The sequence below is a fragment of the Thermomonas beijingensis genome (assembly GCF_020034655.1).
In the GTDB taxonomy this organism is placed as follows: Bacteria; Pseudomonadota; Gammaproteobacteria; order Xanthomonadales; family Xanthomonadaceae; genus Thermomonas; species Thermomonas beijingensis.
In genome coordinates this window covers 12,232-36,390 of record NZ_JAIQDJ010000003.1, presented here as the reverse complement: position 1 = coordinate 36,390, position 24,159 = coordinate 12,232, and the positions used below count along the sequence as shown (strand labels likewise).

The 24,159-nt window shown below is 61.1% G+C and carries 17 protein-coding genes; 9 read left to right on the top strand and 8 right to left on the bottom strand.

All coding sequences use genetic code 11. The annotated features are described in order from the left end of the window. The first annotated feature begins 1 nt into the window (after nucleotide 1). From K7B09_RS08180 to K7B09_RS08155, 6 genes are all read left to right on the top strand, one after another. Nucleotides 2-991 (top strand): stage II sporulation protein M, encoded by a 990-nt coding sequence (locus K7B09_RS08180; protein WP_223628863.1) that lies wholly within the window; start codon nucleotides 2-4, stop codon nucleotides 989-991. Beyond that, the gene (locus tag K7B09_RS08175; protein ID WP_223628861.1) at nucleotides 981-2,489 is read left to right on the top strand and encodes a DUF4129 domain-containing protein; all 1,509 of its coding nucleotides are present in this window, start codon (nucleotides 981-983) and stop codon (nucleotides 2,487-2,489) included. Before K7B09_RS08180 ends, K7B09_RS08175 begins: the two co-directional genes overlap by 11 nt. Further along, nucleotides 2,486-3,604: a DUF4350 domain-containing protein gene (locus tag K7B09_RS08170; protein ID WP_223628857.1), complete on the top strand. Its 1,119-nt coding sequence runs from the start codon at nucleotides 2,486-2,488 to the stop codon at nucleotides 3,602-3,604. Before K7B09_RS08175 ends, K7B09_RS08170 begins: the two co-directional genes overlap by 4 nt. After that, nucleotides 3,601-4,602 carry an AAA family ATPase gene (locus K7B09_RS08165; RefSeq protein WP_425507850.1) on the top strand — a complete coding sequence of 334 codons (1,002 nt, stop codon included), beginning with the start codon at nucleotides 3,601-3,603 and terminating at the stop codon, nucleotides 4,600-4,602. Before K7B09_RS08170 ends, K7B09_RS08165 begins: the two co-directional genes overlap by 4 nt. Next, nucleotides 4,599-5,900, top strand: a complete 1,302-nt coding sequence (locus K7B09_RS08160; RefSeq protein WP_223628854.1) for a DUF58 domain-containing protein — start codon at nucleotides 4,599-4,601, stop codon at nucleotides 5,898-5,900. The genes K7B09_RS08165 and K7B09_RS08160 overlap by 4 nt, the downstream gene beginning before the upstream one ends. A gap of 96 nt (nucleotides 5,901-5,996) precedes the next feature. Beyond that, nucleotides 5,997-6,950 carry an energy transducer TonB gene (locus K7B09_RS08155; protein ID WP_223628851.1) on the top strand — a complete coding sequence of 318 codons (954 nt, stop codon included), beginning with the start codon at nucleotides 5,997-5,999 and terminating at the stop codon, nucleotides 6,948-6,950. A 38-nt stretch (nucleotides 6,951-6,988) separates the two neighbouring features. On the opposite strand, the gene aroE is transcribed toward K7B09_RS08155, so the two are convergent. From aroE to K7B09_RS08130, 5 genes are all read right to left on the bottom strand, one after another. Next, the gene (gene aroE, locus K7B09_RS08150; RefSeq protein WP_223628848.1) at nucleotides 6,989-7,825 is read right to left on the bottom strand and encodes a shikimate dehydrogenase; all 837 of its coding nucleotides are present in this window, start codon (nucleotides 7,823-7,825) and stop codon (nucleotides 6,989-6,991) included. Between the two features lie 105 nt (nucleotides 7,826-7,930). Then, complete coding sequence (gene hemB, locus K7B09_RS08145) at nucleotides 7,931-8,929, bottom strand: porphobilinogen synthase (protein ID WP_223628844.1); 999 nt, start codon at nucleotides 8,927-8,929, stop codon at nucleotides 7,931-7,933. A 125-nt stretch (nucleotides 8,930-9,054) separates the two neighbouring features. After that, nucleotides 9,055-10,707: a PA domain-containing protein gene (locus K7B09_RS08140; protein ID WP_223628840.1), complete on the bottom strand. Its 1,653-nt coding sequence runs from the start codon at nucleotides 10,705-10,707 to the stop codon at nucleotides 9,055-9,057. Continuing rightward, nucleotides 10,700-11,152, bottom strand: coding sequence for a post-PEP-CTERM-1 domain-containing protein (locus K7B09_RS08135; RefSeq protein ID WP_223628838.1), 453 nt, complete (start codon nucleotides 11,150-11,152; stop codon nucleotides 10,700-10,702). The genes K7B09_RS08140 and K7B09_RS08135 overlap by 8 nt, the downstream gene beginning before the upstream one ends. Before the next feature lie 196 nt (nucleotides 11,153-11,348). Beyond that, nucleotides 11,349-12,344 carry a chorismate transformation FkbO/Hyg5 family protein gene (locus K7B09_RS08130; protein WP_223628834.1) on the bottom strand — a complete coding sequence of 332 codons (996 nt, stop codon included), beginning with the start codon at nucleotides 12,342-12,344 and terminating at the stop codon, nucleotides 11,349-11,351. 113 nt (nucleotides 12,345-12,457) lie between these two features. On the opposite strand from K7B09_RS08130, the gene K7B09_RS08125 reads away from it, so the two are divergent. Then, nucleotides 12,458-14,782: a S9 family peptidase gene (locus K7B09_RS08125; protein ID WP_223628831.1), complete on the top strand. Its 2,325-nt coding sequence runs from the start codon at nucleotides 12,458-12,460 to the stop codon at nucleotides 14,780-14,782. A gap of 78 nt (nucleotides 14,783-14,860) precedes the next feature. On the opposite strand, the gene K7B09_RS08120 is transcribed toward K7B09_RS08125, so the two are convergent. After that, on the bottom strand, nucleotides 14,861-15,751 hold the full coding sequence (locus K7B09_RS08120; RefSeq protein WP_223628828.1) for an endonuclease/exonuclease/phosphatase family protein: 891 nt from the start codon (nucleotides 15,749-15,751) through the stop codon (nucleotides 14,861-14,863). A 77-nt stretch (nucleotides 15,752-15,828) separates the two neighbouring features. Continuing rightward, complete coding sequence (locus K7B09_RS08115) at nucleotides 15,829-18,534, bottom strand: TonB-dependent receptor (RefSeq protein WP_223628826.1); 2,706 nt, start codon at nucleotides 18,532-18,534, stop codon at nucleotides 15,829-15,831. A 454-nt stretch (nucleotides 18,535-18,988) separates the two neighbouring features. On the opposite strand from K7B09_RS08115, the gene K7B09_RS08110 reads away from it, so the two are divergent. Beyond that, complete coding sequence (locus K7B09_RS08110; protein ID WP_223628824.1) at nucleotides 18,989-20,308, top strand: glycoside hydrolase family 30 protein; 1,320 nt, start codon at nucleotides 18,989-18,991, stop codon at nucleotides 20,306-20,308. 56 nt (nucleotides 20,309-20,364) lie between these two features. Here the strand turns inward: K7B09_RS08110 and K7B09_RS08105 are convergent, their stop codons facing one another. Further along, the gene (locus K7B09_RS08105; RefSeq protein ID WP_223628822.1) at nucleotides 20,365-22,929 is read right to left on the bottom strand and encodes a glycoside hydrolase family 3 protein; all 2,565 of its coding nucleotides are present in this window, start codon (nucleotides 22,927-22,929) and stop codon (nucleotides 20,365-20,367) included. A gap of 183 nt (nucleotides 22,930-23,112) precedes the next feature. Here K7B09_RS08105 and K7B09_RS08100 point away from each other — a divergent pair, with 183 nt between their 5' ends. Beyond that, on the top strand, nucleotides 23,113-24,141 hold the full coding sequence (locus tag K7B09_RS08100; RefSeq protein WP_223628818.1) for a LacI family DNA-binding transcriptional regulator: 1,029 nt from the start codon (nucleotides 23,113-23,115) through the stop codon (nucleotides 24,139-24,141). Nucleotides 24,142-24,159 lie beyond the last annotated feature (18 nt).

Genomic DNA, 24,159 nt, shown 5'->3' with positions numbered 1-24,159 from the left:
CATGCGCCAGGAACATTTCATCCAGCGCCACCAACAGGAATGGGCTGATTTCGAACAGTGGCTGGATACGCGTGCCAGCAAGCCCAAGCGCGCGCGTGCTGATTCCGGCTGGCGCGGGCTTGCCGATGAAGATGTTCCTGCCACCTATCGACGTCTCTGTCAGCACCTGGGGCTGGCGCGACGGCGCGGTTACAGCCCGCAATTGTGCGAGCGCTTGCAAGTGTTGATGCAACGCGGCCACGCGGCGATGTATCGGCCACCGCTGCCGCACTGGCAGCGCGCGTTTGAATTCATCCTTGCCGATTTTCCCGCGCTGGTGCGCGCCGAGCGTGGCGTGATGTTGGCCGCATTGGGGTTATTCGTGTTGCCACTGGTGCTGAGCTTCGTGGCGGTGCAATGGCAGCCGGAGTTGATCCACACCTTGATGCGCCCGCAGCAAGTGGCCGAGATGGAGACGATGTATGCCAAAGCTGCAGAAAAATTAGGGCGTGATTCCGGCACGGATTTGGCGATGTTCGGGTTCTACATCTTCAACAATATCAGCATCGGGCTGCGCACCTACGCCAGCGGTCTGTTGGCTGGGGTTGGCCCGGTCCTGGCGATTGTCTTCAATGGTTTGATGATTGGTGCAGTGGCCGGCCATCTGCAAGCGGCGGGGCTGGGGGATCCGTTCTGGCGTTTTGTGTGTGGACATTCGGCATTCGAGTTGACCGCGATCGTGATTGCCGGCGGTGCCGGGCTGCGCTTGGGTTTGGCATTATTGGTACCGGGCCGGCGGCGGCGCGTGGATGCCCTGCTGGAAGATGGCCGACGTGGCGCCAAGCTGTGTTTGGGCGTGTTCGTGATGTTGCTGCTGGCGGCGTTTATCGAAGCGTTTTGGTCGTCGATTGGCTGGATACCGGCCAGTGTGAAATATTCGGTAGCCGCGTTGTTGTGGAGTGCGGTCGCATTGTGGTTGTGGCGAGGCGGGAGCGATCGCGATGCGCGCTGAGCAACTACGTGTGGAGTTGTATCCGCGTTCGCAGTGGGAGGCGATGGAGCTGGGGATCGCGCTGGTACGCATGCATGCGCGCGCGATCTGGTTGCCGTGGCTAGTGTTGAGCTTGCCGTTATTTGCCCTGCTCAATGCCCTGTGCCTGTGGCTGGGTCAAGTGTGGTGGGCGGCGTTGCTGTTGTGGTGGTTGAAACCGGTGTTCGACCGCATTCCCTTATACGTGTTGTCGCGTGCCGTGTTTGGCGATGCACCGGCGCTGCGGGAAACGCTGCAAGCGCAGTGGGGCTGGGGCTGGCGGCCGATGTGGGGCTATCTGTCGTGGCGGCGGTTGGGGCCAGCGCGGGCGCTGTTGTTGCCGGTGGATTTGCTGGAGGGCGGCGTGCGCGTGGCCGATCGGCGGCGAGTGATCGGTGGTGCGGCGCGCGGCACCGCAGCGCTGTTGACTTGGGTGTGCGCCAATTTCGAATTGGTATTGGTGCTGGCTGCACTGGCCTTGGCCCTGATGTTTGTGCCGGTGGAACTGTTGTCCGAATCGGCCAAAGCCGCGTGGGCCTTGATCGCCGACGATCCGCCTGGCTGGGTGCAGGTGCTGCTCAATGCGCTGACTTGGCTGGCCACCAGTGTGATCGAGCCATTTTATGTAGGGGCCGGGTTTGGTCTGTATCTGGATCGACGTACGCGGCTGGAAGCCTGGGATGTGGAAATCGGACTGCGTCGCATGCGCACCCGGCTGACGTCTGCATTCAGCGTGCTGGCCTGTGCGGGAGTGCTGGCACTGGCCCTTCCGCACACTGCCGGTGCGGTCACACCCGCAACCACGGTGGCGCGCGAGAATACACTGGCCAAAGTATTTCCGCGCATCCAACAAGACCCCGATTTCGCCCACGCCGTACAAGCGACCAAGCACGACCCACTGTTGCACCCGCAGCGCACGCAAACGGTGTGGGTGCCGATCAAGAAAGGGCAAGCACCCGGCAAACCAAAGCAACCGGCATGGCTGCAGGCGATTGCCAAAGTGATTGCGCTGCTTGGCGAATATGGCCTGTGGCTGGTCATGGCCTTGTTGGTGGGCCTGTTGCTGGCAACGTGGGGCAGATGGTGGCCGTGGTTGCGCGGGATGAGCAAGCCGCCAGCAGTGGTGCCCAGCCCGGTCTGTAGTGAAGCCGACACTGATGCAGCCGCATTGCCGGTAGATATCGTGGGCAGTGCACGCATGCTGTGGCAACAAGGGCGGTGCCGACGTGCGCTGGCATTGCTGTATCGCGGCAGTGTCGAGACGATGATGACGCAAGCGGGCGTGGTATTGGTGCCTGGTGCCACCGAGGCCGACTGTCTGCGTGCGGCGCGTGCATGGCCGGATATGCAGGCACGCGACACCTTCATCGGCATGGTGCGAATCTGGCAATACGCCGCCTATGCCGAACAGCTGCCAGATACCGACACCTTCGACGCCTTGTTGCAGCGACTGGCCGGCAGCTTCGGGTGGCGCACATGAGTCGTGCGCGCAGTGTATTGCCGTGGCTATCGGGGCTGGCACTGATTGGCGTGCTGGTGGCGTGGTTTTTGCTCACCCACAAACGCGAGCTGCAAACCATCCCGTTGCCTGCCCGCGGTGAAGCCAGCTACAACCCGTTGTACGCACTGAAATTGAGCCTGCATGCACAAGGCCAACAGGTGCAGTCGCGCCAGCGTTTGGACCTTGCAAAGATGCATTTGGGCCGGCACGACACCGTTCTGATTTACAGCGACCCGCGCACGCTTGGTGACGCCGAACTAGAGGCGTTATTCGCCTTCGTTGAAACCGGCGGGCACCTGATTTTGCGTCTGCCAGCATGGCAGCAAGGGGCCAGTCACACCACGTTGGCGCAGTGGCTTCCGATCGAAGCCAACTTGCATAAACCTGCGTGCATGGCGCTGAACGTAGCGGGGCAAACACCGCATCGGGAATTCTGTAACGGCGCGCAATTTGACCTGAGCAAAGGGGCCAAGACCCGCGCCGCGTGGCACACCAGGCAAGGCCAACATGTGTTCGCCCGATTTGGGTATGGGGATGGCAGTGTGGATGTGCTGTCGACGCTGGAGATGCTGAATAACGACAGCCTGATCGAACCACCGCACAGCGACTTCACGCGGCAGTTGTTGGCGCCCAACTGGAATGCGGGCCGCATGCACCTGGTGTACGCCGCCGATATGCCACCGTTGTGGCGCTGGCTGTTGATCCATGCATGGAAAGTACTGTTGCCGTTGCTATTGGCGCTACTGGCATGGCTATGCCTGCGTGCACAACGCTTCGGGCCGTGGCTGCCTTCACCTATGCAGCCGCGCCGCGCATTGCTCGAACATGTCGATGCCAGCGGCGAGCACCTGCTGCGCTACGGCAAGCTCACCCTGCTGCATCGTGCGCTGCGCGAGACGGTGTTGGCGCGTTTGCGCCGGGTCGACCCGTTGATTGCCGCGCAACAAGGCGACACCCAGGCGCGTCTGCTGGCGCAGCGGCTGGGCTTGCATCCGGATACGTTGCGCGCGGTGCTCGATACCCGCCCGCCTGCCACCCCACACGAATTCCGGCAACGCATTGCCCGTCTGATCGCCTTGAGGAAACGTCTATGACCACCACTATGCCCCCGCCGCTGCTGCCGGCCACCCCCTCCGCCAGCAATCCCATGGCCGAGCGCGCCAATACCATCCGCGAACAAGTGGCCAAGGCCTTCATCGGCCAGGATGATGTGTTGGATTTGGTGATGGTGGCGCTGCTGGCCGGTGGTCATGTGCTGCTGGAAGGCGTGCCCGGTCTTGGCAAAACCTTGTTGGTGCGGGCGCTGTCACAGGCGCTGGGATGCAGCCATGCGCGGGTGCAGTTCACGCCGGATCTGATGCCCAGCGATATCAGTGGCCACGCCGTGTTCGATCCCAAATTGGAACGCTTCGAGGTACGCAAGGGGCCGGTGTTCACCAATCTGTTGCTGGCCGATGAAATCAACCGCGCGCCGGCCAAAACGCAGTCGGCGTTGTTGGAGGCGATGCAGGAACAGCAGGTGACGATTGAAGGCCACAGCTTCCCGCTGCCGCCGCCGTTCATGTGCCTAGCCACGCAAAACCCGTTGGAACTGGAAGGCACCTACCCGCTGCCGGAAGCACAGTTGGACCGCTTCTTGCTGAAGGTGCTGATTGGCTATCCGAAGTTGGAAGATGAAAAGCGCATGGTGGCCGCCGTCAGTGACGGCAAGATGGCCGCGGAGTTTGATTTGAGCCAGATCGCGCAAGTGCTGCACGATGATGACGTGCTGGCGTTGCAACAGGCCACCGCCACGGTACGGGTGGATGCGGCCGTGTTGGACTACGCCGTGCGCATTGCGGCTGCCACCCGCAACTGGCCGGGGATTGCCTTGGGTGCCGGTCCTCGCGGCAGCATTGCCTTGGTGCGCGCAGCACGTGCACAGGCGCTGCTGAATGGGCGTGATTTTGTCACGCCAGATGATGTGCGCACGATTGCCAAACCAGCCCTGCGCCACCGCATCGCATTGGCACCGGAGCTGCACATTGAAGGCCAATCAGCCGATGCCGTGCTGCATGCGTTGCTGGCCAAGGTGGATGCGCCGCGCCAGTGAGGCCAACCCTGCTGCTACCGCTGTTGTGCATCGGCTGGGCGCTGCTGGGCGTTGCTTGCAGTGTTGGTCTGTTGCCGGCAGATACCTGGTGGACGATGGGCGCTGCACTGGTGCTGGTGTCGCTGGTGGATGCCTGGCGCGTGCGCCGCCTGGCCGCGCCGGACGTGGTACGCGATGTGCCCGATGCCTTGCCGGTTGGCGTGCAGCGCACGGTGACACTGGCGCTGGACAATGGCCCACGCACGCTGCGCGTGGATGTGCATGATCTGCATCCAGAGGCGTGGGCGATCGAGGGATTGCCGCGCACGCTGCAACTTGCAGCAGAAAGCACAACACGATTGCACTATGCACTGCGACCCACCGCACGCGGTGATGCGGTGTTTGCCGGCGTGCAATTGCGCGTGCATTCGCCATGGCGGTTATGGCGACGCAGCCACAGCGTGGCAGCCAGGCAGACCGTGCGGGTGTTCCCCAATTTCGCGCCGCTGGCCAAGCTGGCGATGCTGGGTTCCGAGCAGGCGTCGCGCACGGTGGGTGCGCATATCCGTCGCCGCCGCGGCGAAGGCACCGACTTCCATCAAATGCGCGACTACCGGGTGGGCGACAGCCTGCGGCAAATTGATTGGAAAGCCACTGCCCGCATGCGCCGCTTGATCTCGCGGGAATATCAGGACGAGCGCAACCAGCAACTGGTGATGTTGATCGACACCGGTCGCCGCATGTTGGCGCGGGATGGTGCGCTGACCCATTTCGATCATGTGCTGGATGCCGCACTGGTGGTGTCGTACCTGGCCCTGCGCGAAGGCGATGCGGTGGGCTTGCTGGCCAGCGGCGGCGCGCAGCGCTGGGTTGCACCGCAACGGGGTGGTGGTGCGATTGATGTGCTGCTGCGCGCCAGCTATGACCTGCAACCGCAGCCAGTGGCGACCGATTATCTGGCCGCCGCCACCGAGCTGTCGCTGCGTCAGCGCCGGCGCAGCTTGGTGATGTTGGTGACCAATCTGCGCGATGAGGACATCGACGACTTGCTTGCCGCGGTGCGCATGCTGCAACAGCGGCATCATGTGGTGGTGGCCAGCCTGCGCGAAGAAGCGCTGGACGCGGTGCTGGAGACCGATGTCCACAGCCTGCACAATGCGCTGCGCGCCGCCGCCACCGCCCGCTACCTGCAACAACGCTCCGCTGCCCACGACCTGCTGCGTGCACAACGTGTCAGCGTGCTGGATGTCACCTGCGCGCAATTGCCCGGCGCGCTGGTGGAACGCTATCTGGCGATCAAGCGCGAGGGGCTGTTGTAGCGCGGTAGGTGGCTGGCGTTGGCCGCGCCGGATGGGGTATGCCACACTTTCTACAAAGGAATTGGCCAACACCACACTGCAATGGGGAGCAACAAAATGAAACGAGTTCTACTTGGGGGGCTACTGGCAATCGCTAGCATGCAGGCCGCGCCTGCGGTCGCCGTGACGCCGGTGGTGGGTGAAAGTGTGTTGACGATGCGGGTGAATGGCGAACTCACCATCGGCACCGAAGGCCAGGTGTTGAGCTACAAAATCCGCAGCAAGCTTGACCCGGCACTGCAAGTGATGCTGGATAAATCGATTCCGCGCTGGCAGTTGACGCCGGTACGGCAAGGCGGCAAGCCGGTCAATGCGAAAACCCCGATGCGTATCACCTTGGCGGCTACCCAAATCCCGCAGGGCTATGAAGTTCGGCTCGACAATGTGGTGTTTACGCCGATCAGCAAAGAAGACTATGAGGCCAAGGCGGCCGCAGCCCGTGCAATCCGCGAAGGCGGGGAAGCCATTACGGTAGGTGATGCGCCGCCATCGCAACCGGTGGTGTTCGATTCCGGGCGAATGTTGCAACCACCGCGTTATCCCGTGGGCCTGATGCGCGCCGGGGTGAGTGGGGCGGTCTTGCTGCATCTGCGCCTGAACCCCGATGGCACGGTGGCGGATGTGGTGGCATCGCAATCCAGCCTGTTCGATATCAAAGGCGCTAGCGCCGTATTGGACAAGGCGCGTGGCTTGTTGGAGAAAGAATCCATTCGTGCCGCACGGAGTTGGTCTTGGCATGTGGATGCCGCGCATCCGGAGCTGTTGACGGCGGATGACCTTACGGTGTGTGTGCCGGTTGAATTCAGAATGGATAGCCCTGGCAAACAGGGTGATGACAACACCGCCGTGTGGCGACAAGAATTCCGTGGTCCCAATCTGCCGGTGCCGTGGCTGGTGGGCAAGGCGGGGCAGCAACTGGTCGGCGTCTCGGACCTGACCGGCAGCGACCAAGTGGCGGGCGGTTCGGTATTTCAGCTGACGGATCGCAGCGTGTTGGGCCGGGTGCTCTGAAGAACTCTCGGAATTGAGCAACCTGCAATGCGGGTTGCTCAGTCCGCCGTCAGCAAGGCATCGGCGCGGCCGCTGAGTTCGGCAAACACGGCCGCGGTGTCCGGGCGCACGCCGTGCCAGAGCAGAAAGCTTTCGGCGGCCTGTTCCACCAGCATGCCCAACCCATCCACCGTTTGCGCGCAGCCTGCGGCGCGGGCCCAGGCCAGAAACGGCACGGCGGCTTCGCCATAGCTCAAGTCCACGGCCACGCTGCGCGGGGCAACCAAGGCCATCGCCAAGCTGGGGAGTTGGCCGCCACGGCTGGCCGAGGTGGCATTGATCAGCAGATCAAATTCGCCCAATGCGGGCAGTGTGTCCCATGCGCGTGCATGGGTGCGACCCGGTTCACCCATTGCATCCACCAGGGCATCGGCGCGTGCGGAGTTGCGGTTGATGACATACAGCGAATGGATGCCGGCATCCAGCAGCGCCGGGGCCACCCCGCGTGCGGCACCGCCCGCCCCCAGCAACAAGGTGCGGCGACCACGCAAGTCTAGGCCGTGGCGTTCGGTGAGGTCACGCACCAGCCCCAAGCCGTCGGTATTGTCGCCGCGCCATTGCGCGCCGTCACGCAGCACGGTGTTGACCGCACCGGCGCGTAGTGCACGTGCGCTGACGTTGCCGGCACATAGCGCAAAGGCGTCTTCCTTCAGCGGCAGGGTGATATTGGCGCCGACCACGCCACTGGCATCGAGCTTGGCGCGGAAGTCATCGTGATTGGCTGCAATCGCCACGTAGTCCATGCCGATGCCGGTTTGCTTGGCAAACGCGGCATGGATGCGCGGGGATTGCGAATGGGTGATGGGGGAGCCAAATACCGCGTAATGCTTGCTCATGGCCGAACCTCGCAATCAGGAGACGACGAGAGCGTCGGGTGAATCGCGTAGCGGCATTTGAGCCGCGTAGCGATCACCCGGCGGTAGGCGTCGTCGTGGTAGGCATCAATAATTTGACTCACGCAACCATCTTGCCGCATCCAGCGCGAAATAGGTCAGCACGCCATCGGCACCGGCGCGCTTGAACGCGGTCAGCGCTTCCATCGCCACCATCTTCTCGTCGATCCAGCCGTTGCTGGCGGCGGCCTTGATCATCGCGTATTCGCCGCTGACCTGATACGCATAGGTGGGCCGCTTGAACTGCTGCTTGACCCGATACAGCACGTCCAGATACGGCAGGCCGGGTTTGACCATCACCATGTCGGCGCCTTCGGCCAGATCCAGCGCGACTTCGTGCAGCGCTTCGTCCGAGTTGGCCGGATCCATCTGATAGGTGTATTTGTTGCCTTTGCCCAAATTGCCGGCGCTGCCCACCGCGCTGCGGAACGGGCCGTAGAATGCGCTGGCGTACTTGGCGCTGTAGGCCATGATCCGGGTGTGGATGAAGCCATGGGCTTCCAGTGCGTTGCGGATCGCACCGATGCGGCCATCCATCATGTCGCTGGGCGAAAGCACGTCCACCCCGGCGGCGGCGTGTGCCAGCGACTGCTTGATCAGCGCTTCGATGGTTTCGTCATTGAGGATGTAACCGGTGTCGTCGATCAACCCATCTTGCCCATGCGTGGTGTACGGATCCAGCGCCTGGTCGCTCATCACACCGAGTTCGGGAAAGCGCGATTTCAGTGCGCGGACGGCGCGCGGAATGATGCCGTCCTCGTCCCAGGCGATGCGGCCGTCGGCGGTCTTGGCCGACGGATCCGGTACGCCGAACAGGTCGAGTACGGGCACGCCCAGTTCCAGCGCCTGCTCGCCCACGCGCAGCAATTCGTCGATCGACAGCCGCTCCACGCCCGGCATTGAACCGACTGGTGCGCGGCCTTGTTCCTCGTGGACGAAGACCGGGTAGATCAGGTCATTGGTGGTGAACGTGGTTTCGCGCATCATGCGGCGCGAAAAATCGTCATGACGCATGCGCCGTGGGCGCACCGGGAAGTGATTGTTCATGCCGGTATTTTACGCCCGAGTGAAATTCGCAGCGTGATCCCGGTCAGACAAGCGTGCGGCCGTGCCTGCGCACAAAAAAACCGGCACCCGAAGGTGCCGGTTCGAGATTGCCACTTCCGCAAGTATCAGCGGCGATACTGGTCCGACTGGCGCTTGATGCAGGTATTCAACTTCAATGCCTGCTGTTGCGTGATCAAGCCATCGGCCAATAGCCCATCACGATACTTGTACATGCAAGACACATAGTTGTTGCGCAAGGCGTTGGTGTCCTTGCACAGCTCACTGGTGGCAGCCATGTTGGAGCCGATCACGATGCCGTAAGCATCACTGGCAGCGGTGCCGGTATCGCAATTGGCAAAGGTCGCGCCACCTTGATGCAGTTTCCAACCGATATCCGCAAACAGCGCGGGGGTCAGATCGACGTTGTATTGCGCCTGCACGGTGGGGGAGTCAAACGGCTCCATCAGTGCATCGGGGTGCAAGGTGGTGTCAAAGTGCGAGAACGTGGAACCGGTGGCCACGATCCATGGCGAGTACAGACGGGTACGCCCGGCGCTATCCATGCCGGCCTTGGTGGCCGGCAGGTCGACCATGCCGCCGGTGATCGGGGCATTGGTCTTGAAGTTTGCGCCATCGGCATACTGCACGATGATCGAGGGGATGGTGATGGTGGGATCAGCACCCCCCATCGAGCCCCAAGTCCCCGTGCTGGAGTTTGCAATCACAACACCAATTGCACCGGCATTCTGTGCATTTTTCACCTTCACCGCAAAGCCGCAGGTGCCACGGTCAATGATGGCGATCTTGCCAGTCACGGCAGCGCCATTGGTGATGGCTGAGCAACCGTCGGTGGTGAGGGGGCCGGCACCATCCGCAGCGTCAAGTGCGACGACCCATTGGCCATTGAAGTTGGCAGCGGAGGCCGGCGCACCGAAAGCCGCACCGTAGAAACCATAGTTGCCAGTCAAGGGTGCCGGCGCGGTGACGCGCAACACGCTTTCATGGAAGTTGCCATCCAAAATGACATTGGCGGCGGCATTCACTTTCGGGCCTGTCCACACGGTGCGGCCGGGGGTACGCATGGCCGCTGCACGCATGGCATTGGTCATGCTGGCGTCTTCGAAGCTCTTGTTCAGCTCGTTATCGTAGGCATACTTGGTGTAAGCGTCGGAATAACCGTTGTAAAGCGCACCGGTGCTCTTGTTGATGAAGCCCTGGGCGCCAAGGCCATGGCCAATTTCATGCATGACCACGTTCAAGAAGTTGATCTTGCCGGCCGGGGTATTGCCATCGATGCCGAAATACCAACCCGAGCCATCCAGGCACCCGGGATTGCCCAGATTGCCATTGAAGCGCGAAGCGATGTCACCCGGGTCATCGGGATCGGGAACAATATCGTAACCGAGGATCGAATCGGCCAGTGCCGAACCGTAATAGCGGGTACGCACGCCGTCATTGAGCCGGATCAACCAGTTGGTACCGGCTGAGCCGAGTACGCCTGAGGTGGAGGTGCAGGTCAATGGGGCAAACGAGGCGTACACCTTGATCGGCACTTTGCTTTCCAGCACCGAACCCCACATTTTCATGGCGAATTCGTACACAAAGGTGGCTTGAGCGCCTTTGGTGGTTCCGGGGTTGCCGCCAACCGGGGCCGCTGGGGTGGTGTCGTTCAGGCCCACGCCAGGGTTGTCGAGGTTCAACAGCTGGAGGTCTGCGGCAGTGGCAGAACCTGCGGCCAGCAGTGCCGAGGTGGCAAGCGCAAGCAACGTCTTATTCATTGCCGGCCTCCGGGGTCTTCTGGGCTTTAGCGGACATGACATCGCCATTTTCGAGGATCGTCAGGCTGCCGTCGGCATTTTTCTGTACAGTCATCTCGCTCAGGCTTTCAGCCGGTGGTTTGATCACGGAATAACCGTTGTAGGTGGTTTCGGTGGCCAATGCTTCTTTCTGGGTGGTGGGCAGGCGGAACAGGCGCTGAGCGCGTGACGGCAGCTGCGTGCGAGTGCCAGCGCGCAAGCTATTGTTGTCGCTACCTTGCTGGGCGGCTTGTGCGTCCAGTGCGGCGCTTTCTGCGTCGGTCAGCGGGCGCAGCTTGCCAGTGGCCTTGTCGATGCCGACCTTGACGGACGGGGCGGAAGCTGCGGCTTGTGGAATGGGATCACCAGCCAGCGCGGTGCCGGCTATTGCGAGCCCTGCCGCGAGGAGCAGGTATTTTGTTTTCATCTGAATTTAACGTCCTTGACGTGAGCATGGAGTCGAAAGCCAGTTTGGCCGGGTTCCGACGGAATCTGCGTATGTCAGAAATTCCCCCTGACCGGGCGAGTGTGCCCGTCCGCGCAGCAAAGCTCAAGCGAGCAAAGCTTGATGACCGTCACAGCGGCAGTTTGGTGCCATGCAGCATTTTGCTGAATACGCAGTGTTATTCGTGACTGCCGTCGATCTCGACCAACAGTTCGTGTCGGCACACATGTCCATGCAGCACGATGCGCGGCACCGTGGGTAGCCGTGCAGCCAGCACGGCGTCCACCTGTGCCAGTGACTTGGCATCACGCACATACACCTTGATGCGGGTGCCGGAGCCCAGGCTCGGTGGTAGTGCAAGGCGGCTGTGGCGGGCGGTGTCGATCAGGCTGTGCAGGTTGGCCAGAATCTCACCCAGCTGCGCATCTAGCGAGTCGTGATGCTGCGAAGCGTGCCCGACTACCGCAGCGGTGCCAGACAGCAGTAGTGGCATGCGGAGTGACGGCGGTAGCAGAGCACGCGCAAATCCTGGTGGTTGCGGGCCGTACTGCCGCGGGTAGCGCCAAGCCTGCACTTGGCGCGGGTTTTCCAGCGGGGTGCCGGCCTGTTGCGCAGCCAGCCAATACAGTTGCATGCGGCCGGTGCGCTGTGGATGGCCAATGGCGGTGGCAGCAGGCAACTCGCCGGGTGCCAGCTCGCGGCCAATCCCGCGTGCGCGGCCCACGCAGAACCGGCGATAGCGCTCGGCATCACCATCGCCCTCGGTAATCGCATCCAGATAGTTCCAGATCCGCAGCGGGTGTGCGTAGGCGCTACTGGCAAGCCAGTGGCGCAGGCGCGTATAGGCGTGCGCGGCGGCGGCTTCAACATCGCCGTCATCGGCGATTTCCAACGCACCAAATTGCAGGCCGCCACCCTGTGCCCAAGCAATGTCGCCAGCGTGGCCGTGGCTAACGTCAGCATCCACTTGCCAGCACTCCAGCGGAGCGCGGCCCAAGGCGGGCAGCGCGACCTGCAAATAGCGCGGGTCGGTCGGCGCGGCGGGCGCGTTCGCACCAAAACCAAACACAGCCAGCGTGCCGGGCGTGGTCAAGGCGGTTGCCGCCGGCACATCGCGGTAGTCGATATGCAACCGGCAGGCAGTGTGCGGGGGGGACTCGGGAAGTGCAGCCATCGGGGGCATGATAGCGCGCCGCCCCACTGCCCCCGACGATTGGCAGGGGCACGCTGCCGGCGAGCGCGCTAGCATCGGAAGATGCCGAGGGGCGAACCACGACGAGGATCGGGATGGATGCGAAGCAAATTCTACTGGGCGCATTGCTGGTGAGCGGCGCCGCAACCGGGCAAGCACAGGCGCAGATGCAGCAGGTCACACGCGCAGATTACGTGCGCGCCGCTGGCATGTTGGGCGACCGCACCGGCCCGCTGGTGGATCATCTGGTGAGTGCGCCGGCATGGTTGGACGATGGCAGCGTGGTCTATCGCGAGAGCAATGCGGGCAAGGCACAGACGCTGCGGTTTGATCCTGCCACTGGCAAGTTGGTGCCGGCGTTCAAGGCGCAGGCCTTGGCCGATGCCATGAATTTGGCCGCTGGCGGCAAGGGGCGGCCGGCACAGGCCGACAAATTGCCGCCATTGAGTTTTCGCCGCAATGCCGATGGCTCGCTGCGGGTGACCAGCGTCATGGGTGGCGAGGCGTATCGCTGTGACGTGGCCGGCTGCAGTCCGCTGGTGGTCGCCAAGTCTGGCGATGAACCCGGCACCGCCTCGCCGGATGGCAAGCGTGCGGCATTTATTCGTGCCGGCAATTTGTGGTTGCGCGAGCTGTCCAGCGGCAAGGAAACCCAGCTCACCTTCGATGCCCAGCCCGATTACGGCTATGCCACCAGTAATGCCGGTTGGCAGCATTCGGATGACGCCGTGTTGGTGTGGTCGCCGGACGGCAACAAGATTGCCACCTTCCAGCAAGACCAGCGCAAGACCAGCAGCATGACCTTGGTCGGCACCAATGTGGGTGCGCCGAAGGTGGAGCAGTGGAAATACCCGTTCGTGGGCGACAAGGACGTGACCATGATCGAGCGCGTCATCATCGATGTGTCCGGTGCTGCACCCAAGGTCATCCGTCTGCAAATGCCGGCCGATCAGCACCGCTCCACCTGCGCCGATGACGTGGTGTGTGATGGCGGTTGGGACGATGTGCAGTGGGCCAAGGATGGCAAGACGCTGGCCTTCATCAGCACCGATCGTGGCCATAAATCCGCCACCTTGCGGGTGGCCGATGCTGCCAGCGGCAAGGTACGCGACGTGTATACCGAAACCGTGGCCACCCAGTACCAGAGCGCGCCGGCCTTGGGCAATGTGGCATGGCGGTACTTGCCCGAGAGCAACGAATTTTTGTGGTTCTCGCAAAAAAGCAATTGGGGCCATCTGTACTTGCATGACTTGAGCACGGGCAAAGAAAAGCGCCAGCTCACCAGCGGTGATTGGAATGCCACCAAAATCGGCTATCTGGATCAAGCCTCACGCACGCTGTGGTTCAGTGGCGTGGGTCGCGAGCCGGGTGACCCGTACTTCGTGCATTACTACAAGGTCGGATTGGATGCCGGTACAGTGCAGTTGCTGACGCCTGAGGATGCCAATCACAGCATCACGCCTTCGGAAGATGGCAAGTATTTTGTCGATGTGTATTCGAAGATCGACACGGCGCCGATAGCCGTTGTGCGCGATGGCAATGGCAAGCAAGTGAAAGAATTGGCGCATGCCGATCTCACTCGTTTGAAAGCCGCCGGCTGGGTGGCACCGGAATCGTTCACGGTAAAAGCTCGCGACGGCAAAACCGACATCTATGGGCAACTGTTCAAGCCCTCGCATTTCGATGCCAAAAAGAAGTATCCGATCATCACCTACATCTATCCAGGTCCGCAGGTGGGTTCGATTCGTTCGCGCAGCTTCGTGCCGGCCCACGGTGACCACCAGGCATTGGCCGAGCTGGGCTTCATCGTGATTGCGGTGGATGGCATGGGCACGCCCCTGCGCAGCAAGGCGTTCCAGGATGCCTATTACGGCAACATGATCGACAACACCCTGCCCGACCAAGTGGCCGCGCTCAAGCAATTGGGCGAGCGTTACCCGTGGGTGGACACCAGTCGCGCTGGCATCTGGGGGCATTCCGGTGGCGGCAATGCCACCGCCACGGCGATGTTCACCTATCCCGATGTGTACAAAGTGGGGATTGCCGAATCGGGTAATCACGACAATCTGAGTTATGAAGACGATTGGGGTGAGCGCTACCACGGTTTGCTGGAAGACAAAGGCGACGGCAAGACCAATTACAGCGGGCAAGACAACGCCTCGATCGCGAAAAACCTGAAAGGCAAATTGTTCCTGCTGCACGGCCTGATGGATGACAACGTGCCCCCGCAAACCACGCTATTGGTGGTGGATGCATTGATCAAGGCCAACAAGGATTTCGACCTGTTGCTGTTGCCCAAGGCGCGTCACGGCTACGGTGCGGATAGCTATTACGTGATGCGTCGGCGCTGGGATTATTTCGTGAAAAATCTGCTGGGCGCAGAGCCGCCAAAGGAATTTGAGCTCAAGCCGCAGTACTGACCGCGGTACCCCTTGAGACGACAACGGCAGCGCAGGCTGCCGTTGTCGTGCGGGGGACAGGTTGGCAATGTCGCTGGTTTATTCAATCAGCAGACTGGCCACAACCGGGAAATGATCGGAGGGATAGCGCTCACCATTGGAGTCAGTGAGCACGCCGTAGTCGAGCACGCGAATGCGCGGGCCGAGAAAGATATAGTCGATGCGTGCTTCAGGCGCTTTGCCAATAGCAAAATTATTGAAGGTTTCGGTAGGGCCGTAAGGTGGTGTCTCCGACACTGCGCGAGCATCCCGCAACGAGGCCTGCATGCGCTGGATTTGTATCGTGTCAGGGGTGGAATTGAAATCCCCCAGCGCAATCAGTGCGTCGCTGGAGTCTTGTTTCGCCAACCATTGCAACAGCAGGTTGGCCGATTCGCGGCGTGCAACCTGGCCTTCATGATCGAAGTGCACAGACACCACGGTCAGTGTGCTGCCGCTGCGCGTGTCACGCAGGCGCACCCAACTGGCCAGCCGGTTGCAGCAATGCGCATCCCAACCTTTCGACGGAACCTGCGGGGTTGGGCTGAACCAGAAATCGCCGTGTGCAAGCAAATCGAAACGTGCGCGGCGGTAAAAAATGGCGGAGTGCTCACCGGCTTGCTGGCCATCATCGCGGCCAACGCCAACGTGTGCGTATTCGGTAAGCGCCTCAAGGTCAGTAATCTGATTGGGAAGCCCTTCTTGGGTGCCGAATAGATCGAACCGGTGATAGCGGATCAGTGCTTTCACCGCGTCTCGCCGCTGCGCCCAAGCGTTGCGGCCATCAACGGGTGTATCCAGGCGCAGGTTATACGTGGCCACATGCAGTGGCTCCGGGGTGCCCGCCGTGGCGATGCTGGCAAGCAATGCCAGTGCCACTGTTGCCAGTCCCCGCAAGATGCCTTGTGGCTGCCGGAGTGAAGCGTGGATGAAACCGGATGGTTTCGACATGGCCGCGGCCCTACAGAGTTGCGAGGTTGAAGCCAAGCGGCCCGCCATTGGGCGGGCCGCTTGGGGGTTGCCTAGGGTCAGAACGAATAGCGTGCGCCGATCAGATATTGGCGGCCGTACTCGGTGTATTCCTCCGGGAAGAACAGGCCTAGGCCGTTGGAATCGCTGACGGTGGTGCGGAATGGTTCGTTGTTGAGGTTATTGATCTGGAACAGCAGCGACAATCCGCGCAAGCGGCTGGCATCGGCAAAGTCGTAGCCAATTTGCATGTCCAGTGTGCGTTCATTACGGGTATAGCGATAGCTGCGCTGGCCGAAGATGTAGCTGTACTCACCGCGGTAGGGGTCACGGAAGCGTTCGCTGAGCCGGGCCGAGAAACCGTTGCGCTCGTAATACACGGTGGCATTCGCCACGATCTTTGATAAGCCGGGGATGGTGTCGGTACTTGAGCCGCCGGGGCCATCGGGGTCGATCGAAGACTCGGTGTACGAAACGTTGGCCAACATCCCAAAGCCGTTCAAGACTCGATGCAGCAATGCACCTTCCAACGCAAGACTGAATTCGGCGCCACGCATATAACCACCCTTGCCATTGGCAGGGGTTGAGAAGGTACCGATGTTGGACTGCGGTGGCACTGGTGTATCGAACTCGTAGCCGGTGAAGTCCCATGGAATCGTGCTGGTGTACACGTAGGATTGCAGATCCTTGTAGAACGCAGCCAAAGCGACATAGCTGGCTGGGCCGAAATATTTTTCAACCGAAAGATCCACGGAATTGGCACGGAATGGTTCTAGGCGCGGGTTGCCGCCACTGCCTGACCACTGGGCCACGCCATTGCCCACATTGACGCCAACGTTGGCATACGCACCCATGTCGTTGATGCGCGGGCGCATCTGTTCCTTGGCGGCGCCAAAGCGCAGATTCCAGCCATTGTTGAAGTCGAAGACCAGATTCAGGCTGGGCAGAACGTCGTTGTAGCTAGCACCTACGCCGTTGACATCTGCGGGACCGGTTGGAGTGATGCCGACGCCGTTCGATTTCTGGTTGGTGTGGATGTATTGGAAGCCGATATTGCCGCGCAGCTGAACATTGCTACCTAACGAGGTGTCGATATTGGCCTTGGCGTAGAACGTACCGATGTCCTCAAGGATGCCGTAATCCTTTTGCAGATCGTCGTTGGTTTCGCTCAGGTACACATGGTAATAGCGGCTCAACAGTGCACGCGGGTCGTAGGTAAGCACCTTGCCCATGCCGGCGAAGCCGAGGTCGGTAGGCGATTGCAGCAGGGAAGGATCCACCAGCATCGGCGTGCGTCCCGGCAGGTCGGCGAAATACACACTGGCCTGCTTGTTCTTGCTGCGGCGGCTGTAGTTGTAGCCGATGTCGTAGCTGGATATGAAGTTGTTGTCCAACGCCTGATTCATGGACAGCCTGAAGGCTTTGAGGGTATCCACTTGGCGGGAGTCTTCCATGCGGCCATCGTGGCCCCAGCCTTGCGCATCACGCAAATAGACGGTGGTTGGGCTGGAAAGATCCGGCAGGCCGTAATGGGCATAGCCCGGTGTCAGTGGGATGTTGAAGTCCACATTCAAGCCACCCAGCATGCCGGCGTAGGTTTCCAGCGTGGACTGATCGCGGATTGCGCGCGAATAGCTCAGGTCTGCGGCAAAGGTGAAGGCCCCGGTCTTGAACTCGTTGTTCCAGCCGAATGCAGACAGGCTGTCATCGCGCAGGTTGTTGTCGTTGCGGATCACCGGCTGAATGCCGCTGAGGGTGCCGCTGGTGACCACCGGCGTACCGTTGTAATTGGTGGTGTTAGCGCTGGTATACGTGACGGCGCCGTTGTTCCACCACGGATCATTGGTCCACATCGCGCCGCGCATCCATTCGCTCTGGCTGAATTTGGAGTGATACGCATCGAGCACACTGTGCCAGCTGTCATTGGGCTTGAACTCGAGCACGGCCATCACGCCATCGCGATTGGAGTCGCGCGATTTGACCCAGGCTTCGGCGCCTTGCAGAGCAATCGCATTATCCGGTTTGGCGCCTTGTGGCGCGCCCCACAGCGTGGTGTTTGCCCACCACCAGGATTTGTAATGCTTTTCCTGGAATGGGGCATTCAGGCGGGCCACGCCGATCGCAACACCGATGGTGTTATTGGCAAATTGATCGATATACGACGCAGACATCCGATAGCCGGAGTCATGCCCGCCGGGGGTGATATTGCCAAACGAATTGCGCTCACCCTGGCCAGACACCACGATCTTGCGGCCTTGCACATCCAGTGGCCGCACTGTTTGCATATTCACCGTGCCGGACAACCCCTGGCCAACCAAAGACGCGTCGGGGGTCTTGTACACAGTGACGCTGTTGATCAGCTCGGCAGGGTATTGATCGAACTCCACGCCGCGGCTGTCGCCAGTGCTGACTTGTTCGCGGCCATTGAGCAAGGTGCCGGCAAATTGTTCGGACATACCGCGGATATGGATGACTTGGCCGTGGCCGTCCACGCGCTGCATGGTCAGGCCCGGCAGGCGTGAAATGGCATCGGCAATGCTGATATCCGGCAGCTTGCCGATGTCTTCCGAAGAGACCGCTTCAACAATGGAGGCGGATTCGTTCTTGGTTTCCACCGAGGTCGCAATACTGCGACGGATGCCGACCACTTCCACCTTGTCCAGCGTTGTCGTGCTGTCTTTGGCTTTTGGCTTCGCAGACTGTGCCTGGTTTGCGGGTGGTTGATCGGTGTTGCCGGCTTGCTGAGCCAACGCAGGAAGCGCCAAGACGGCGCTGCAGGCAATGGCTAAAGCACTGATGCGCGGGGCAAGGCGAGACGATGTTGTGTGGCGATGCTGTGATGACGTATTGGTGTGATTGGCTGTTGGCATGGAAATCCCCTCCCGAAGTATTGACAGCGCTGTCATATTGAGGGCAAATACCCTGTGAATGTCAACAGGTTCGTGCAAAAAGATATGCGAGGATATGCAAATGCCAACAATTTCAATTGCTTGCGATTCGATGGCGGCGCGCTTCAGGCTGCCAGAACGCGGTGCGTGGCGGCCTGTCCGTGCTGCTGATGGCTGGGCTTGTCGAAGCTGGAGAGGGGGGCGACGGGGCATGGTGGCGGCATTGGCGCTCTTGCTGGCGGGCTGTGCAAGCCATCCCGCAGCGTGGGCGGAGCGCGCGTCAGTACAGGCAAGCGCGGATGTCTGGATAACGACCTCGGATCATCGGCAGTTGTTGGCCCATGCCAGCATTCCATCCGGCACGATCGATGCCAGTCACGAAGCCGTGAGCGTGATCGATGTTGCGCCAACGCAGCGGTTCCAACAGGTTGCAGGGTTTGGCGCGGCGTTAACTGATGCTTCGTCGTGGTTGCTGCAGCAGCGGATGACGCCGCAACAGCGGCAAGCACTGTTGCAGGAGTTGTATTCGCGCAAGAACGACGGACTTGGGTTTGCGTTCCTGCGGCTGACCATTGGTGCATCGGATTTTTCGCGCCACCACTACAGCTTGGATGATTCGCCAGACGGCAAGCCTGATCCACAGTTGTTGCACTTCAGCCTTGCGCCGAATCGCGAGGATGTCATTCCGGTTGCGCAGCAAATTGTGGCGATCAACCCGCAGTTGCGCATCATGGCCTCCCCCTGGAGCGCCCCGGCGTGGATGAAAGACAGTGACAGCCTGATCACCGGGCGCTTGCGGCCGGAGTATTACGCTGCGTTTTCGCGATATCTGCTGCGCTACATCGAAGCCATGGCCGAAGCGGGTGTCCGGATTGATGCATTGAGCGTGCAGAATGAGCCGGATTTCGAGCCGCGCGACTATCCGGGGATGCGGCTCAACGCGCCGCAGCGCGCACGCTTGATCGGTGATCACCTTGGCCCACTGTTGGCGCAGCACGCGCCGCAGGTGCAGCTCTGGGATTGGGATCACAACTGGGACAAGCCGGCGGAGCCTTTGGCGGTGTTGGCGGACCCGGTTGCGGCACGCTATGTGTCCGCGGTGGCGTGGCATTGCTATGGCGGTGATTCATCCGCACAAACCCGCGTGCATGCAGCGCATCCCACCTTGGATATGTACATGACCGAGTGCTCCGGTGGCGACTGGGAGCCGCTGCACACTGGCGGATTGACCTTGCAGGCCAGGCAGGTGCTGGTATCAACGATGCGTCATTGGGCGCGCGGTGTGTTGTTGTGGAACCTCGCTCTGGATGAAAGCAACGGCCCGCATACGGGTGGTTGTGGCAATTGCCGAGGCGTGGTGACCATCGACTCGCGAACTGGTGAGGTAACGCGCACCGATGACTACTACGTGTTGGCGCACGCCAGTCGATTCGTGCGCCGGGGTGCGTGGCGGGTGGCATCAACGGAAGGACAGGATGGCGTGGATAACGTGGCATTTGTGAATGCCGATGATGGCAGCCGCGTGCTGATTGTGGTCAATTCCAATCCCGAAACGCGACGCATTGGCGTGCGCGAAGGCGCACGTAGTTTTGAATGGGCGTTGCAGGGCAAGAGTGTTGCCACCTTGCGCTGGCACAGCGCGGCACACTGAAGCGGCCTTGTGGACAACACACGGCCGCAGCGACGGAGGGTGCTGCGTGGATAAGGTTATCGCGTTGGGCAATCCACCTTGTGGTCAAACTCGGTGCTGGCGCTGACCTTGGAGATTGCCAGTTGCACGCCATCACTTGCGTGCAGCGCAAAAGGCTGACGGAGCTTGCTGGTGTCGGCCCCGGCCACGCGCAGGCAACGCAGTTGAATACCGAGCCGTGTCCATTCGCCCCTGGGCAAGGTAGCCAGGGTGCTGCCAAGTGCAATCGTGCCGCTGCACCCATCGCCGCAACCTGCCGAAAAAAGTACCTTGCTGTCGAGTGGCAAAGCATCCACGCGCAATCGCGCCACCACGAAGACATCACCATTGGTCTCGCGGACCAAATCCAGTGGTGTATTGGCGTGCAGTTCCACCGCGCCCTCGCCATGGAAGGCAAACAGGCGCGCACCTTCCTGGATGTCGGTATTGATGGCACTCATGGCAACGCTGCCATCGGCACTGGCGGCAACCGGGTGAATCACATCATTGGCAACGCCATTGGCGCCAACCAGACGCAAGGTCAAGCCCGTTGCTGACACGCCGCGGTCAAACCAAACATTGCTGCGTGCCGCCATTGGGTCAAGACCGGGGTCTTCGGAGAGCATTGCCAGCGGCGCATGATCGACATAGCGCAGGCCATAGCCAAACGGGAACAGCGGGGAATAGTGTTTTTGGCCGATATTGTTGGCGTATTGGTCGGCACGCCGCGGCCATGAAAAACTCAGCCTGCCGTGGAAATCGTATTGCGGCGCACCGTCCTTGCCGCGCAGCAGGACGTCGGCAATACCCGCACCTTCCGAGCCAGGGAGCCATGCCGCTACGAAGGCATCAGCCGCATTGATTTCGCGATTGAGCCACAGCGGTCGCCCGCTCAAAAAGATGGCAACCACCGGGATGCCATCGGCTTTCAGGCGCCGGATCAATGCAAGGTCGCCCGACTTGCCGGCCTTGAACATGAGATTGGGAAGGTCTCCTTGGAATTCCGCGTAAGGGTCTTCGCCAAACACCACCACGGCCACATCGGGCTTGTGGGTGTAGTTACCGTCCACGGCCAGCTCCGCCTCACCACCCGCCGCAGCTACCTGCTGGCGAAAGCCATCCCAGATCGAATCGGCATTCGGGAAATCTGCACGTGTGGTGCCATTGCCCTGCCAGGTCAGCGTCCAACCGCCGGTCTGTTTGGCAAGATTATCGGCACCATCGCCGGCCAGCAAAATGCGCGCGTGTGGATTCAGCGGCAACAAGCCGTGGTTGTTTTTCAGCAACACCAGGGATTCACGCACGGCGCGTCTGGCCACGGCGCGATGCTCAGCAGAGCCCAGCAGTTCAAACTTGCCACCCAGCGCACGCTGTGACGGCTTGGGCTTTTCGAAGAGGCCCATGCGGAACTTGACGCGCAGGATGCGACGCACGGCATCGTCGAGGCGCGCCATTGGGATGTCGCCTGCTTTGACATGCGCCAGGGTCGATGTGTATAGCCCCTTCCAGCTGTCCGGAGCCATCGCCATATCGAGGCCGGCATTGAAGGTCTGCGCGCAATCGGTATTACTGCAACCTGGAATCTGGCCATGACCGTTCCAGTCGCCCACGATCAAGCCACCAAACTGCATGCGACCCTTCAGGATGTCGGTCAGCAGGGTCTTGTTGGCGTGCATCTTTTCGCCATGGAAGCTGTTGTATGACGCCATTACCGACTGTGCGCCGGCTGCAATCGCGGGCACGTAGCCGGCGGCATGCACATTGCGCAATACCGCTTCACTGACCTCGGTATTGCCCTGGTCTTTGCCATTGGTGGTGCCGCCATCACCAAGGAAATGTTTGACCGATGTCATCACATGGTGGTCATCCAGGAAGTCGGGTGCGCCGGCTTTGCCTTGCAAGCCTTCCACCATCGCGGGTGCCAGCAGCGCAACGACCTTCGGGGCTTCGGAATAGCCCTCGTAGCTGCGCCCCCAACGGTCGTCCTGCGGCACCGCCACGGTGGGTGCAAACGTCCACTCCATGCCGGTGGTGCGGGTTTCGACAGCGGTGATGCGGCCGATCTGTCGAATCAGGTCTGCATCACGGGTCGCACCAAGGCCGATATTGTGTGGAAACAAGGTGGCGCCGATGATGTTGCTTTGTCCATGCACGGCATCGATGCCCCAAATGACCGGGATTGCCTTGCCGCCTTGCGAGGTGTCCATTGATGCCTCCCAGAATGCATCGGCAAGCGCCAGCCACGCCTTGGGTGGTGCGTTGTATTTGCCGCCCGGGTCGGAGCCGCCTCCGGCCAGGATCGAGCCCAAGCGATAGGTGCGCAAATCTTCGGGCTTGATCGAATCGATATCGGCTTGAATGGTCTGTCCGACCTTTTCCTCCAGCGTCATGGTAGCCATCAATGCGTCAATCCGGTGTTCGATGGCGGGAGTGATTGGCAACGGCCATGCCGGCTGCGGCCATAGCGATGGATGCAGCGGGACGGCGACGGTCGCGTGCCCGGAGTGCGCGCTGTGGGCGCTACCGGCAAATGCGATGGCGGCGAGCAGGGCGATGGCTAGCCGTCTGCGATGGCGCGGCAAGGGTGAGTTGGGTTGGGGCATGGCAGTGGCTCCATCTGCGATAAAGTGAACACCGGAGTTGTCGCGTTGCATCATGACAGCGCTGTCAATAGTAGGCAGAATATAACCGACTTTGTGGCACATGGTCGGCCCGTTGCTGGTGCCGCGCTTGCGCAAGGTAGGGACAATGCTCATGCGACGGACAACAACAGGGAAACGCACAGGATGAAAGCATCGCGGGTACGCATCGAGGACGTGGCAGAACAAGCGGGCGTGTCGATGAAGACCGTTTCGCGCGTACTCAATCATGAGCCCAACGTCTCGGAAAGCACGCGCAAGCTGGTGGAGGCGGCAGTGGAGAAGCTGCGCTACCGGCCGTTGCCATCGGCGCGCATCCTGGCCGGAAGCCGCTCGTATCTGGTGGCGATGCTGTTCGACAATCCGTCCAGCAACTATTTGATGGAAATCCAGATGGGCGTGCTGGATGCCTGTCGGGATCGGCATTACAACTTGATGTTGGCACCCTTGACGTTGGCGGATCGGGGTTTGGTCAGCAAAGTGGAGTCGCTGATCCTGCAGTCGCAACTGGATGGCTTGCTGTTGACCCCGCCGTTGACCGATGACCCTGCGCTGTTGAAGCGATTAGTCGAATTGGAAGTGCCCTGGTCCAGCGTCTCGGCGAAAGAACAGAACCGCAAAATCGGGGTGGTGGTAGATGAATTTGGCGCCGTGTGCGCGATGATGAAGCACTTGGTATCGCTGGGGCATCACCGAATTGCCCATATCAGCGGGCATCCAGCGCACGGCGCCACGGGTTGGCGTTTGGCGGGCTACAAGGAGGGCTTGAAGCGCGCGGGTTTGCGCTTTGATGCATCGCTGGTGGTCGCAGGCGAGTTTTCCTACGATTCCGGGTATGCCGCAGCCAATAGATTGCTGGACTTGAAGCGCCGGCCAACCGCGATTTTTGCGGCCAATGACGATATGGCGGCGGGGGTGATTTGTGCCATCCGCGAGCGTGGTTTGTCGGTGCCTGAAGACATTTCGGTCTGTGGTTTCGATGACACGCCCATCGCACACCAGATTTATCCTGCGCTGACCACGGTGCGCCAGCCGACCCGTGAGATGGGCCGGTTGGCTGCGCTGGAGCTGCTCAACGAAATCCGGGAACCCGCCAGCGGCAGTGTTGTGGATGTGCCGTATACCCTGCAGCTACGGCGCTCCACCGCGGCGGTGGCCACCGCCGGGAATGGATGAACCCGGCGATGGTGGCAA

Coding starts and splice junctions, on each gene's coding strand:
- K7B09_RS08180 (WP_223628863.1), top strand. CDS start 2: ATGCGCCAGGAACATTTCATCCAGCGCCACCAACAGGAATGGGCTGAT.
- K7B09_RS08175 (WP_223628861.1), top strand. CDS start 981: ATGCGCGCTGAGCAACTACGTGTGGAGTTGTATCCGCGTTCGCAGTGG.
- K7B09_RS08170 (WP_223628857.1), top strand. CDS start 2,486: ATGAGTCGTGCGCGCAGTGTATTGCCGTGGCTATCGGGGCTGGCACTG.
- K7B09_RS08165 (WP_425507850.1), top strand. CDS start 3,601: ATGACCACCACTATGCCCCCGCCGCTGCTGCCGGCCACCCCCTCCGCC.
- K7B09_RS08155 (WP_223628851.1), top strand. CDS start 5,997: ATGAAACGAGTTCTACTTGGGGGGCTACTGGCAATCGCTAGCATGCAG.
- aroE (WP_223628848.1), bottom strand. CDS start 7,825: ATGAGCAAGCATTACGCGGTATTTGGCTCCCCCATCACCCATTCGCAA.
- hemB (WP_223628844.1), bottom strand. CDS start 8,929: ATGAACAATCACTTCCCGGTGCGCCCACGGCGCATGCGTCATGACGAT.
- K7B09_RS08140 (WP_223628840.1), bottom strand. CDS start 10,707: ATGAATAAGACGTTGCTTGCGCTTGCCACCTCGGCACTGCTGGCCGCA.
- K7B09_RS08135 (WP_223628838.1), bottom strand. CDS start 11,152: ATGAAAACAAAATACCTGCTCCTCGCGGCAGGGCTCGCAATAGCCGGC.
- K7B09_RS08130 (WP_223628834.1), bottom strand. CDS start 12,344: ATGGCTGCACTTCCCGAGTCCCCCCCGCACACTGCCTGCCGGTTGCAT.
- K7B09_RS08125 (WP_223628831.1), top strand. CDS start 12,458: ATGGATGCGAAGCAAATTCTACTGGGCGCATTGCTGGTGAGCGGCGCC.
- K7B09_RS08120 (WP_223628828.1), bottom strand. CDS start 15,751: ATGTCGAAACCATCCGGTTTCATCCACGCTTCACTCCGGCAGCCACAA.
- K7B09_RS08105 (WP_223628822.1), bottom strand. CDS start 22,929: ATGCCCCAACCCAACTCACCCTTGCCGCGCCATCGCAGACGGCTAGCC.
- K7B09_RS08100 (WP_223628818.1), top strand. CDS start 23,113: ATGAAAGCATCGCGGGTACGCATCGAGGACGTGGCAGAACAAGCGGGC.